The sequence below is a fragment of the Acinetobacter lwoffii genome (assembly GCF_024129685.1).
In the GTDB taxonomy this organism is placed as follows: Bacteria; Pseudomonadota; Gammaproteobacteria; order Pseudomonadales; family Moraxellaceae; genus Acinetobacter; species Acinetobacter lwoffii_X.
The window spans coordinates 70,198-82,991 of sequence record NZ_JAMXXL010000012.1 but is presented as its reverse complement, the minus strand read 5'-3'; the positions used below and the strand labels follow the sequence as shown (position 1 = coordinate 82,991).

The window sequence follows — 12,794 nt, the reverse complement described above, 5'->3', positions numbered from 1 at the left end:
ACTCAAGCAAAGCTTTCGTCTTGCACTCGGGCAAAGCAGTGCTTTGCTGATCCTCGTTCATCCCTTATCTAGAGGGAAGTCTGTTCAGACACTACCAGATAACCTACGGCCTAGGTGGTCGTGTCTTAATCCCTTATCTACAGGGAAGTCTGTTCAGACTGAAGATCTAAACAATATCAACGGTTCAGGCATGTCTTAATCCCTTATCTACAGGGAAGTCTGTTCAGACTGGTGTGCCTACTAAAGCTATTCGTGAACAATACGTCTTAATCCCTTATCTACAGGGAAGTCTGTTCAGACATCTGTATTAGGACAACCTGTTGGACACCTTGTAGTCTTAATCCCTTATCTACAGGGAAGTCTGTTCAGACGGGTGGGCACCCTCTCATACTCAAGGAATAAACCGTCTTAATCCCTTATCTACAGGGAAGTCTGTTCAGACATAGAACCAATCCCATTCAACCATGAATCATCTGTCTTAATCCCTTATCTACAGGGAAGTCTGTTCAGACTCTACCTCTATTTTTTTCTTTTGTAAAGCAAAGGCTTATAGAAGCTAAATATTTCAAAGTATGTATCAGTAAAGTTGCTGTATGACAAAATGTTTCACAGTTTTTCTTATAAATATAAAAAACAATATTTTGTGATAATTTTTGTGCGAATACCATGTCAATACATGAATTGTAATCCCATACACGGGCGTGCTGATCAAATTGGGTGAGGGCGTACAACATAAAATTCCTCCAATCGGATATGACAATCGCGTAATTGTTGTGCGCTTAATTCTAAACCTCTGAAATGTGCAGGCACATGCATGGATAAATGAACATACCGAATACCTCGCACATGCAAGTCTGCAACCAAATGAATAGGTAAAGTCCCGATTACCGTATCTTCAGCACGCAGTTCATTAAAATTTGCTAAATGGGTAACATGCACATCGTAATGTACATGCTCCTCTTTAGCCCATTCTAATGCACCTTTATGGCGAGTAATAAAGTAAACGGTCATCTTATTTTCCACATCATTCAATATGTAAAAGCATGCCATAGATCAACTACAAACGTATGATCTATAAGCTTATGCCTTGACTGATATTTGTCGATTCGGGCTGTAGCCATTCTGAAATAAGCTGACTTAAATTGAGTAAATCACGTTCTTGGAATATCCGAATTTCAGAATTATTGGCACGAGTTAAGTTGTAATCTTTTAAACTATACAGCGAAATAACCGCTTGTTTTTGGTTGATTCCACCAAAATCTTGCAAAGAAGATAATTTATACAAAACATCTTTAGCTTGTTCATGTGCCATCGTTTTGGCTGTTTTACATTCTATACAATATAAATGAGCATGATGAATAAACATGACATCCATTTCATTTGGAGTATCTTTCTTTTTTAATTCAACATTAATAGCAAGTTCTGCCTGTGGGTTTAAACCAATAAGTGCTTTATAGCATTCATAGCCACTGTAGACTTCCAACCAGCCACCTTTCATATAATCTCGTGTTTCTTCAGATTTAAATTGAATTACACTTGAGGTGCTGTCAAATGAAAAGAAAGCTTCTTGAGTAATTTGTGCTAGGACCTCTAAACCTTCGGCTTGTTCCGCTTGAATATTGTCAAAATGAACATTCAAACTGTTTTCATCATCCGACATAGAAGCCAATTTATTAATAAATGAGCAAAAGCGTCGCCCTTTTTGGAAATCATTTTTCATTACATCAATTAAGATTTGTGCATAGCGCAATTGTTCAAGTGAAATATCGGTGATTGGCTGTTGCTTTGTAATCTGGTAGCCGCGTGACAGCACACGTTGCTGCAGATTTAGATTGCTGTTGATTGGGTAGACAATTTGGTTGGTCTGCCTTTGGTACCAAACAACGTGCTGACCACGACTTTGGTAAAAACTTTCGGCACGTGCTGAACCTAAAAGCATGGAAGCACGGTCCATTGCAATACTCATCAGTTTTGTGCCACCTGTAATATTAAAGATAAAACGATCTTTAGCTGGATGTTGGTTTGCCCAATTTAAAATCATTTCTTGGATGGCAAACATATTGGATTCTTCATAACCTTTTGGAATATTTAATATCTCAATAGCTGCTTGGCTAATAAGTTTTAAACTTTGCACTAAAAGATCAGTCTTACCTTGTTCATCCATATACGTGGTGCTGAGCACTGTAATTTTATCAATATTGCTCTTATTTTCGATGAAATAACGGGCAGATTCTAAATTTGCTTCAGGATGGCCAGTAGTACTAAGAACTAAGATTCGCATATATTTTATGTGGTTATCATGGGCTTATGAATAATTATATCTGATAACTTATTTGAGTACTAAATCATAAAAAAGACCACTAATTTAAGGTGGTCTGAGTTTTAAGGACCAATTTTTTTATTGATGGTGTGCACCGTACCGAGTCTATCGGAGAATTTTTTATTTAAGTTAGGCCACCTGACCTAATGGGTTAATCTTATCATCGAACATTTTTTCAAACTCAAAAGGTGGCACATAACCTAGCGCACTTGTACAGCGCGCAATAACATAACTTCTCGTTGCAGTTATTGCCAGACTTTACGAACGCCATATCGCCCCGAACTTTCTTTCCAAATTCGTTTGATTTGCTCAGCATGATGAAAATCATGTAGATCTCGTTTTGCTCGATGTTTCCTTGCGAAGCGATGCTTCTTATCTCAGGGAAAGTTGGTCTGCGACAAACCCGGTACGGTTCATTCTGCCGTATACGTCTTGAGTTTCTTGCTCATGGTAAACTCCTGATGAGTATGTATAGTTTACCAAGTTAAAACCTCCTGTTTTTTCAGCACACATAATTTAGATAAGGAAGCAACGGTTAAATTATTTAACCGCATGTAGTGATTTTTAGAGCTTCAACTTGCAGTTCAAGAGATCGAGGTCTGCCAATACAGGCTAGATGTAAGCAAAATTTAAATGCAGCAAGAGCATGACCATCTTTTACTGAATAGAGTTGTAGACGAGGAAACTCTTCCTGAGTTGATGGATGTTTATCTGTTGATGCTTTTGCTAATTTGAAAAGTTGAGGCTGTTGTTTAGTATCTAACTTTGTTTGCAAATCCTGTCCAAATAAGTGCCAAAATTTGGCAGGAAATAAAGCCTTAACCTGGGAGTAAAAATGTTCGAGTTGATCGATATCCTTCCAGCGATAATGGATACCGGTATGTGATGCGGTCACTCGATTCAAAAATATATTCAGGGCGCATGCAATTTGTATTGGATTTTTACGAGCTATTTTCTGTAGATGTTCAAAAAAATAAGTCACTGCATGAAGCTCTTCAGCGCTATCAAGCATTGCTGGTTTTAAGTGGGTTGAGCTATCAATACCAAATAAACGGGGATTCCCTTTTTTTGATTTAATGTTTGCTAAATTTAGGGCATTTTCATACCAATAATTTACGAGCTCTTCTGGTAAGCATATACGTTGAGCTGCACTTTTAGGATCGTGAGTAGTCTCTAATAAGTTGAGTGTTTCATAAAAGCGTTGAAGTGAAATTTTAGAATCTTCTGTGCCGGCGAAGAAAGCAAAAAAGTCATGGGGTTGATTTGTTTGTACTGACAGTTCGTTAAGAATGTCAGTAGCATTACTTTGGAGCCAGTTTGTTTGATCGTTCAATAATATAGTTGCTAGAACTACCTGATTTTTCTCAAAATTAAAGTCTTTTTCATCCGTTGTTATTTTCAAATTTTTAAACGTTGCATTGTAGCCTATGATTTTTTTAGCCAGTTCATTTGGCATATCTGGATGATGTTTTAGTAGTTTTTGACCAACTATGAGATAACTTAAATGAATATAGCTTTTGAATGTTTCAACTGGCTCTATATGTCCTAAGAGATGTGCAATAACAAACCAATGGTTTTGTCCATGTTGATTTTGAAGTAGCTCAGCTCGAATTTTTTGATATTCGTTTTCGCTATAGTCAGTTAGCTTTTGCACAAGTGGTGCATATTCACAGTTCAGTAAAAGCGATAAATGATTCGCTGCAGTGTGACGAAAAGAGTGAAAGGAGTAATGATGCCCTTTAAAGACCTGATTTAATATCAGTTTTAGGGGTACGGTGACAGTGTGTTTATTCAGTTTTTTATTTTCATTCAAGTTGCTGAATAAATATAAACTTTTCTTATTCTCTAAACGTTTTTCAACAACAAAATCGCTAAAGAATTGGTACTCATCATCTTTTAGCAAAGCGTATGCAGGCACAATCCGTTCCGCACTATCCGTTTTGAGCAGATGTTGATTCCCTTGTTTTTTTGAACCATAAGGTTGAACCCAGATAGAAAATTGATTTAAACCCTCGATATCTTTTACACGTAACCCGAGTATTTCGTTAATACGCATACCAGTACGGTAAGCCAAAATATAAATGATTTTTAATAATTTATAGTGATGGTCTGAGATGGATTGGTCATATAAGAGCTGATTTAACTTCTTTAATATGACCTGGAAGGCTGTGTGACCTATGATGCGTGCCCGTGGTCGACTTTGCGATGCAATAAATTCAAGTTCGAAATCTTCTGCTTGAAAAACAATTTGTTGAAAGGTGTGAAAGCGTTTCAACATGCGGATTGTTTGGTCTTTAGATTTTTTAAACTCAGGTTGATCTGCTTCATCAGCAAGTCGTGTATTGCTAATGATTTGTTGATAGATTTTGTTCAGCAGATCATTAATGTCATCGTTGGCATCGAAGTATTGTAAGGCATGAGTTAAAAACGGTTCTGCGATCCGGGTGTAATATGTATAGATTGAACTATCTGCGAGTTTTTGATTGTCTCGAAATGCCTTCGTGTACTGAGTTGTATCAAAATCAAAGGTGGCTGATAATTTTTTTATTTGCTCTGAACTTGGTCGATAGAGACTGATGAGCCACAAAATAATACGTTTAGAAAACTCATTAAACTGCCCTTGGTGACGCAGGCAAAAATCAATAATGAGTTCAGCAATAGGTTGTTCCGTTGAAGATGTGCGAATCATTTTCAGCAAGTTTTTATGAATAAATATCACATTCTCTACCGCTTCAGAGGTATTTAGATCAGGTAAGGGCTTGGTTGCAGAAGAGACATTTCGTTCGATTTCATCACTTAATTGAGTTTTAAATTTTGGGAATGCAAAGTTTTCAAACTCATGTTCTGATAAACCACACGTGAGTGTGTTTTCTAACAAACATTGTGAAAGGGCAGGATCAACATCTGCATTCTGCAGTTGTAGCCAATTAAAATTGGCGTATTCACGTAAAAACTTAAAAGTCTTGTTGGTGTATGGATGTTTTATTTTTTGAAAAATGAGGTGCAGATACGCATTCACGTCTACACTGATGTCACGAATTTGCCTTGTATTGAAGTGAATGAGCCAAAGTCGTGTGAGTTGATCTGGAACAAAATTACGCGATTTTCGAATTGTTTTTTCATCGACAAATAGATCGCCATAGCTTGGAGAAAGTGGCTCTAAAAAGATGATATTTAAATCGCAAATTTTTTGGATTTTTACGGGATTCTTTAAATGTTCAAGTAATGCATTTAATGTTGCTGTTTGACTTAGTCCACCATATAGCATTGAGCAAAGCAGAATATTCGCAATAATTTCTTCATCAGAAAACGTCGAGCTATCTTGAGCAAGAATCCAGTAGTGCCACAGTTTTTCGAGGATGATGTCAATTTCATGACCGGCTTGGATCCAATCTAGCGTGAAAATTGGTTCATCGCGTTTCATCTCAAAGGTGAGATAAGGTAGTGGGAGGTCTAGGTTATTACTTTTATTGAGGTCTTTGATATATGTTCGGAAGAATTCATGAGCATATTTTTTCCAGGCAAGATTCGGTGCTTTACGTTTAATAAACTCATAAATTGCAGGATAAGCTTGAATTAAGTCTTCATTTGAGAATTTTTGTTCATCAAAGTATTGTCGGAGCTCTTGTTCTGCATCAGCTGGTATGTCCTTTTTAGACTCATCTCGTTTGAATTGACGTCTGTCTTCAGCATAGCGTTTTTCTGAGATTTTTTTATTGCGTGATGACATGAGCTTCAACACCTGTAATTTTAAAATATGTTTTCATTTGCTCTAAAACATCTGCAATTTTAGAAAATTGAGAGAGCGATAAACTGGAAAATGGATGTGCTGCTTCTTGTTGCATGAGTTCATGCCCAAATAGAGCTAAAATTTCAGGTTCAGAAAATTTATGAGTCAAAAATGCACGAGCTGTGTGGCGATGCCAATTTTCATGAGCAAGTCCTAATTCAGGATATAAATCTTTGACTGTAGAAGGTCTTAGTGGTGTCCACTTGTTATTTTGAATGATTCCAAGCAAGGGTAACTTACTTGTTTCTATTTGTTGTATGACATCATTTAAAAGTGGGTAATTCATCGCGATTTGAATCGAAAAATATTCTAAAAATTTAAGGAATTTTTTTATCTCTTCAACTAAAAATGAACAAAGCGGGATTAGACGTCCAAATCCATTACGGCCGCCTACTTCTTTGTCAGAAACCATTAAAATTTGGCGTTTTAAATTAAAGTTTTTAAGAAATCCAGGGAATTCAGCAACGGGGCGTGCTGCTGTAAAAAGAAGGAGGATATGCCACATCCATATGTTGTAGTGGTTGTATATAGCAATCAGATCGTCTTCAGCTTGTGAAAAAATATTAAATTTCAATACAGCAAAAATCTCTGTAATGACCTGTGGTTTTGGAGCTTTACGACTACCAAAATGAATTATTGAATCAGGGAGCGAAGGTACACAACTTTCATATGTGCTTGCTACATCTGCACAAAGTGATTTTAGAATATCAACATATTGTGCATGTAATCGTGGAATATTCTGATGACAATAAGAAACAGATGATGACTGATTGGCATCAATTCCTGTCATCAAGTCGGCGAGTTGTTTATTTCCTGTTTTTGAAAGAATAGTATGATGTAGAAGAGAGCTTACTTTGACGACAGATAATTTTGGAATGAATAACTCTTGTCTTAACCTGCGTAAATATTGCTGTATCTCATTGAAACTAACCGACTCCATTTTGCGGAGATCCTCAATGAATAGATTGGGTATTGGAATGTCTAAATAGATCGTCTGATTGAGCAAGTTGTCTGAATACTCAAAATTGCGGTTCTCAAATACATTAAAGTGACTGTTTAAGAAGAACTGATCATTTTTATAGATCAATTTTTGGCGGTTATTTAACTTTTTAGCTCGCTTGCTTTTTTGTATATATAGCCACTCATTCACACTGTTGCCTGTTAAAAATGCGAGCATCAAGATCAGAGCACTTTTATTTTGATGTTCAGAGTAGTCCACATGAAGTCTTTTCAGTAGATGGTTCATACTAGATGGATTTGGGAAAAAACTACTCGACGTGAGTAAATGTTCTTTGCGTTGAATATGTTTTGCAACAAGCGGTAGAATATAGTTTTGACTTGTTTCTGAATGTGCTGCGAGTGGTGTGGCCTGAGTTGGATTGACAACAATTTGCCGATGAAGCGGCTCATCAATTAACGTTTCTATACTCAGTGCTTTAGGCGAGGCCCCTTTTTTGATTTCGATACTTTCTTCAATGAATTGTTCTTCATCAAGAAACTGATGTTCAAGCTGTGTATCGATACTGGCACGTGCAATCTTCGCTTTGTTTTTTAAAACATAGTTAAAAGTAATGCGAATATCATTGAGTAGATTGCGATCAAACTCAGGTAATTCAGCGGTATCTAATGTGATCAGATGTTGAATAAATCGCTCTAAGCTCTGTGTTGGATCTTGAAGATAGGTACTCCAGAGACGTTGATACTCTTTTGTATTTTGATATTTTTTTTCAGTATCTAAATTTTTATTTGCAGTCCTAAAGCGCTGGAATAAGCGCTTTACGGTATTGAAGTGTTCTGTGTGTGCTTGTTTAAAAAGCTCTGGTTTTAGCTCAGGAAGAGCAATTAAATAAATTGCCGCTTTTAAAACTAGAATATTCCAATGTTGCGCATGAGTTTGTGACGCAGATAATTGCGCAACTGAATTGATATATGAAGTGATCGGTAGATTGCTGATCTTAACTTTTTTAGAAAAAGAGATTAGTGAAGGTTTGGGCAGATTTGACTGAAATTCTACATCGACGTTAAAGTAATCGAGATTGAGACCATCTAGAAAATTGTCAGTCTGTTGAGAAGACAATAGTTTAACCACAAAGTTGATATGTTGCGTACGTTCAAATTGCTCATCACCAAACAGTTTTTCTAGTGTTTTTTGCAGTGAAATAACTGGCAAATCAATATTCTCATTTAGATCGTTCGACACTATGATCTCCAAATTTTTTCTGTACTTAGACAACTATCAGAGTGATCAACGAGTTCTTTTACACATCTGCTGTTGAGTGATAATTCATTAAAAATATGTGTACGCTGTTGTTTGATATTTTTAATACGCTGATTCAGTTGATTTCGAGAACATGAAAGTAGTTGTGCTAGCAGTTCCAGACTCATTTGATGATGTGGCTTTAAAGATGATTCTTTGTTAAGGGTCAATAGTGTTTGACGTGAAAGATGTGTGTTAATTAAATGCAATGTTTTTCGTGGATTTAACGAACGAATATCAAATTTTGTAGATTTGATGAATTGAATAAATTCACGACTGCATAACTCCATCAGAAATGCTAACTCATCCTCTGAAAAAGATTGTTGATGATGAATAATTAAAGTGACTTCATTAATATCTTGCTTTAAATAGCTAAGATATAAGTGAATATTATTGAAAATGGAGTAGCCATCAAATTCTGAAGTTTTCCACACATGGAGTTCTTTTATACGATTAGAAATATCTAAATCTGCAGTGAGATTTTTAAACATATTTAAGTAGCATAAGTTGAAACCATACGCCTGTGGATGAATGGTGATTCTGCTTTTTTTGAATTTTTTTAGAGTACTTATCTGTGTTGCTGGAAACTTCAAAAGTAGTTCAGATGTCAGATCCATGTGTGCTATTGAATAAAAATAATACAGTAATATTCACGTATATTTAGAGTTTTTGAATATGGCAGGAGGCATCATTTTTTTCTTGTTTTTAAAGCTTATTTCTTATTGAAAGTTTCAAATTTTCCTCCTCGATTTTATACTTACTATTAGTTAGCTATATTTGTGAGTTGGCAAAAAATATCATGTTCCTATTGTGATGTTCACATAGCAGATTACAATGAATACGGTAGGGATGAGTACAGTTGATTATTACAATAACAATGCTCAAATTTGATCTTTTTTAATGGTAATTAAAACCAAACAGGAATCAATTTTTGATAAGTATGTAGACAAATTTAACTTGATTGATATCGGGAGCCGTATATGGAAATTAAACAACTGAAACAGGTAGAAGTCGTTACAGATGTTGTATGTGATGTATGCAACCAATCAACGAAATTGGAATTTGGAACTTTATCTGCGCATTGGGGCTATGGTTCTAAGCATGACGGGGAAAGATATGAATTGCAGTTATGTGAGAAATGTTTTTTTTATGCACTTGCGACATTAAAAAAAGAGCGAGCAGATGAGTTTATGTTTGATGAAAACTTTGACCCTTCAACCCTAGATGGGTTTGGGTTGAAGTGAACCTATCATCGCGACAGGTTCTAAGAATCCAGAAAATACTGATTCATATCCACGCTAGCAGCTTCATTTTTAATGGCGAGTAAGGGATTCAGGAAAAATATTTTTCTTTGCTTCGAGGTCACTGAGTTCGGAAAATGCTTGAATACCGCCTGCGGCTTTAATTCCATCTAAAGCGACAGATAGAGCTTCCTGATCTGACAGGAATGTTTCATCCCATACGGTAGAAGTACCACTTTGGCTCACCACTTCCAGTGTCCAGTCACTATCAGGTAATCGATAAATTAGAATTTCAATTTGCTCATTATCCTCTTGTAAAACTTGAGATAAGGGAGAGTCGATTAAATCATTTTCATCATAATCCAGAGTACTGTCATTATCAGACATCAGCGGCAGCCTTTATTGTATTTAACATCCGTCCATAGTAATGAATGAATTAAATTTTGCCTAGCAGTGGATATTATGGGGTACAAAGAATGGCTAAATTCAAAAAATAATTGCCCCGACAATAAAACAAAATAATCCAAAAATTACCCAAATCCAGACATTCGATTTGGGTTGCTCGGTATCTGATGTATAGAACGGTTGTTGTTCCTGAGCAGGATTCTCTGGGTTGCCAGCTCTATTTTTATAGGGTTGGCGCTTGGAATAGGATAGGCCTGTGCCAGGAATACCAACGCTGGTTCGGGTGCCTTTTTTGCCAATATTTAAAGAAGCACCAGGTTTGCCAATGCTTGCACTGCTGATGCCTTTATGCGTCAGATTGATTTTTAATCCAGGTAATATTTTAATACTCTTGCGAAATCTGAAGCCCATATTTTTTCCATTTACAAGAACCAGTTTGGTTTCTATCTCAGTTGTCCGGATACAGTGAAATAAGAGTTTGATTCATTCATAGGACTGATCATTTGACTTATCTAGTGAAATATCAGTATGTTCTTTAACATAAGATATTGGCTTTTAGACAATGAATCAAACATCAAATTATTACAATCAACATGCTCAAGCATTTTTTGAAAATACCTATCAGGTTGAGATGGAAAGTCTTTACGCACCATTTCTAAGATATTTGCCGGAACAGGCATTGATCCTGGATTTGGGCTGTGGCTCGGGGCGGGACACTTTGGCATTTAAGAAAAAAGGCTATCAAGTTGAGGCAATTGATTATTCTACCGAGCTGGTTGAAAAGGCGAGAGAGCTGACAGGCATCGAGGTACGTCAGCAAAGTTTTTATGAGCTGAATAAAGTAGCTAAGTATGATGGGATTTGGGCCTGTGCTTCTCTTTTGCACTGTGAAAGAGATCGCTTGACTGACGTGCTAGGGCGCATATTTAAAGCATTAAAGCCAAATGGTGTGTGTTACATGTCTTTTAAATATGGAAATACAGATCGTGAGAAAGAGGGGCGTAGCTTTACTGATCTAAATGAGCAGCAAGCTCATGACTTACTCAAACAAATCGATCAGGCTTTACTTTTACAGCAATGGATTACAGTAGATAAACGTCCAGACCGTACAGAAGAGTGGTTAAATATCCTGATTAGAAAAATGCAGGCTTAGCCATGTTGTTTAGTACAGCTGAAATACCAACACCTCAAGAACAGCTAAAATTCTTGAAGCATATTCAGCAGATTTTGCAGTCAGGGGCGTTTACTTCGACATATAAGTTTGCTTTGCTGATGAGTATCACGCGTCTGGCGATTGAACAGGGTCAAGATACCGGCACTGTGTTGCATTTGGACTATCAGGATATTGCTGAAAAGTTTATTGACCTGTACTGGAAACAGTCACTGCCGTTCCAGTTCAACCATTATGAACCTTTTATCCTTAAACAAGCCACTGGACAGCAAGCAAAAATCATCAGTGAAATTCAGAATGCACAGCAAGAATTCAAGACCTTGGCCGCGCTGAGAAAGGAGGTGCTTTACTGGAACAGGCTAAAGCGAACAGTTGCAACAACGGTTAAGCAAATGCCGGTGGTATATTTGCAGAATCTGAATGGTCAAACCATAGAGTTTCTCTATAGTCTTGAAGATTCCAAGCAGTCCCTCAACTTGTTGCCCAAGGTGATGTATTGCTTAAGACAATTTAGTGAAATCATTGAAGAGTTGTGCCAGAAGCGCTGGATTGATTTTGTTCGGCTAAACAAGCAGAACCTGGTGGTACTGGATGGTTTGCCTGACCTAGATGAATTCATGTTTGCTCCAAGTCGTAATCAATTGGGGCAGGTCGCGGACTTCTTAATTGACTTACAGCAATGCCAGTGTTTTTACTGTGGAAAAAGCCTAAAAAATTCAAAATATGCTGTGGATCATTTTATTCCATGGTCTTTATATCCTGCCGATACCGGACATAATTTTGTTCTGGCAGATGATAAATGTAACTCACAGAAAAGTAATTATTTGGCATCGGAACTATTTCTGCAAGAATGGCAGGAGCGGAACTATCTACATGATCAATCTATTACACGCGAGATTTCTCAACTTGGCTTCTTAACAGATCTGCAGCGTTCACATCGCGTTGCTGACTGGGCATATAAGCAGGCGATCGAAAATGAATACTTAGTTTGGTTGGGTGGTAAAGATAAACAGATATACCACAGTAATTTATAAGGCCTAACTTAAATAAAAAGTCTCCGACAAACCCGGTAGGGTTCACTTTAATAAAGAAACGGACTTAAATTATTAAATCAATCGGTAGAAAGTGCGAAGCAAAATAGTAGGGTGAAAAGTATGGTAGATATTGTCGATGTTTCTACCCGAAGTCGTATGATGGCGGGTATCAAAGGGCGGAATACGAAACCTGAGATACTAATCCGTAAATTACTACATAAAAAAGGATTCCGCTTTCGTCTTCATGTAAAGAATCTACCAGGTAAACCAGATATTGTTCTGCCTAAATATAAGGCTGTGATTTTTGTAAATGGATGTTTTTGGCATGGTCATAAGGGTTGCCATCTTTTTAAATTACCCGCTACCAGAACTGAATTCTGGCAGGAAAAAATAACACGCAACCAAGCTAATGACAGTAAATCAATAAATTTATTGTTAGAAAATAACTGGAGGGTAGGTGTTGTCTGGGAATGTAGTATTAGAGGTGCAACTAAAGATCCAGATAAAGTAATTAATCTTATTTCTGAATGGTTACGTGGGGAGAGTTCTTTTATTGAAATTGTTTAAATTCGCTTT

11 protein-coding genes, 1 pseudogene and 1 CRISPR repeat array are annotated in these 12,794 nt (G+C 36.7%); of the genes and pseudogenes, 4 read left to right on the top strand and 8 right to left on the bottom strand.

Annotated elements, in window-relative coordinates; genetic code table 11:
- Positions 1–53 precede the first annotated feature (53 nt).
- Positions 54–512: direct repeats of the CRISPR family, unit length 37 nt; unit sequence GTCTTAATCCCTTATCTACAGGGAAGTCTGTTCAGAC.
- Between the two features lie 196 nt (positions 513–708).
- The 6 genes and pseudogenes from csx16 to NI464_RS07950 form a co-directional block, all read right to left on the bottom strand.
- Positions 709–1,011 carry a CRISPR-associated protein Csx16 gene (csx16, locus tag NI464_RS07970; protein WP_253138132.1) on the bottom strand — a complete coding sequence of 101 codons (303 nt, stop codon included), beginning with the start codon at positions 1,009–1,011 and terminating at the stop codon, positions 709–711.
- Positions 1,012–1,072: 61 nt separating this feature from the next.
- The gene (locus tag NI464_RS07965) at positions 1,073–2,281 is read right to left on the bottom strand and encodes a Card1-like endonuclease domain-containing protein (protein WP_276534866.1); all 1,209 of its coding nucleotides are present in this window, start codon (positions 2,279–2,281) and stop codon (positions 1,073–1,075) included.
- A 243-nt stretch (positions 2,282–2,524) separates the two neighbouring features.
- Positions 2,525–2,673 (bottom strand): annotated as a pseudogene (locus tag NI464_RS15945) (IS3 family transposase); the annotation flags it as partial.
- A 191-nt stretch (positions 2,674–2,864) separates the two neighbouring features.
- Positions 2,865–6,050, bottom strand: a complete 3,186-nt coding sequence (locus NI464_RS07960; protein WP_253138130.1) for a site-specific integrase — start codon at positions 6,048–6,050, stop codon at positions 2,865–2,867.
- On the bottom strand, positions 6,034–8,310 hold the full coding sequence (locus NI464_RS07955) for a hypothetical protein (RefSeq protein ID WP_253138129.1): 2,277 nt from the start codon (positions 8,308–8,310) through the stop codon (positions 6,034–6,036). The genes NI464_RS07960 and NI464_RS07955 overlap by 17 nt, the downstream gene beginning before the upstream one ends.
- The gene (locus NI464_RS07950; RefSeq protein WP_253138128.1) at positions 8,310–8,984 is read right to left on the bottom strand and encodes a hypothetical protein; all 675 of its coding nucleotides are present in this window, start codon (positions 8,982–8,984) and stop codon (positions 8,310–8,312) included. The genes NI464_RS07955 and NI464_RS07950 overlap by 1 nt, the downstream gene beginning before the upstream one ends.
- A 363-nt stretch (positions 8,985–9,347) precedes the next feature.
- On the opposite strand from NI464_RS07950, the gene NI464_RS07945 reads away from it, so the two are divergent.
- Positions 9,348–9,611, top strand: coding sequence for a hypothetical protein (locus NI464_RS07945; protein ID WP_005094670.1), 264 nt, complete (start codon positions 9,348–9,350; stop codon positions 9,609–9,611).
- Between the two features lie 69 nt (positions 9,612–9,680).
- On the opposite strand, the gene NI464_RS07940 is transcribed toward NI464_RS07945, so the two are convergent.
- Entirely contained in the window at positions 9,681–9,995 is a 315-nt protein-coding gene (locus NI464_RS07940; RefSeq protein ID WP_178905376.1) for a hypothetical protein, read from the bottom strand.
- Between the two features lie 99 nt (positions 9,996–10,094).
- Positions 10,095–10,424, bottom strand: a complete 330-nt coding sequence (locus NI464_RS07935) for a DUF4236 domain-containing protein (RefSeq protein ID WP_253138127.1) — start codon at positions 10,422–10,424, stop codon at positions 10,095–10,097.
- A gap of 151 nt (positions 10,425–10,575) precedes the next feature.
- On the opposite strand from NI464_RS07935, the gene NI464_RS07930 reads away from it, so the two are divergent.
- The 3 genes from NI464_RS07930 (at position 10,576) to NI464_RS07920 (ending at position 12,785) form a co-directional block, all read left to right on the top strand.
- The gene (locus tag NI464_RS07930; protein ID WP_253138126.1) at positions 10,576–11,166 is read left to right on the top strand and encodes a class I SAM-dependent methyltransferase; all 591 of its coding nucleotides are present in this window, start codon (positions 10,576–10,578) and stop codon (positions 11,164–11,166) included.
- Positions 11,167–11,168: 2 nt separating this feature from the next.
- Positions 11,169–12,218 (top strand): HNH endonuclease, encoded by a 1,050-nt coding sequence (locus NI464_RS07925; protein ID WP_253138125.1) that lies wholly within the window; start codon positions 11,169–11,171, stop codon positions 12,216–12,218.
- 120 nt (positions 12,219–12,338) lie between these two features.
- Positions 12,339–12,785, top strand: coding sequence for a very short patch repair endonuclease (locus NI464_RS07920; protein WP_253138124.1), 447 nt, complete (start codon positions 12,339–12,341; stop codon positions 12,783–12,785).
- Positions 12,786–12,794 lie beyond the last annotated feature (9 nt).

Coding starts and splice junctions, on each gene's coding strand:
- csx16 (WP_253138132.1), bottom strand. CDS start 1,011: ATGACCGTTTACTTTATTACTCGCCATAAAGGTGCATTAGAATGGGCT.
- NI464_RS07965 (WP_276534866.1), bottom strand. CDS start 2,281: ATGCGAATCTTAGTTCTTAGTACTACTGGCCATCCTGAAGCAAATTTA.
- NI464_RS07960 (WP_253138130.1), bottom strand. CDS start 6,050: ATGTCATCACGCAATAAAAAAATCTCAGAAAAACGCTATGCTGAAGAC.
- NI464_RS07950 (WP_253138128.1), bottom strand. CDS start 8,984: ATGGATCTGACATCTGAACTACTTTTGAAGTTTCCAGCAACACAGATA.
- NI464_RS07945 (WP_005094670.1), top strand. CDS start 9,348: ATGGAAATTAAACAACTGAAACAGGTAGAAGTCGTTACAGATGTTGTA.
- NI464_RS07940 (WP_178905376.1), bottom strand. CDS start 9,995: ATGTCTGATAATGACAGTACTCTGGATTATGATGAAAATGATTTAATC.
- NI464_RS07935 (WP_253138127.1), bottom strand. CDS start 10,424: ATGGGCTTCAGATTTCGCAAGAGTATTAAAATATTACCTGGATTAAAA.
- NI464_RS07930 (WP_253138126.1), top strand. CDS start 10,576: ATGAATCAAACATCAAATTATTACAATCAACATGCTCAAGCATTTTTT.
- NI464_RS07925 (WP_253138125.1), top strand. CDS start 11,169: ATGTTGTTTAGTACAGCTGAAATACCAACACCTCAAGAACAGCTAAAA.
- NI464_RS07920 (WP_253138124.1), top strand. CDS start 12,339: ATGGTAGATATTGTCGATGTTTCTACCCGAAGTCGTATGATGGCGGGT.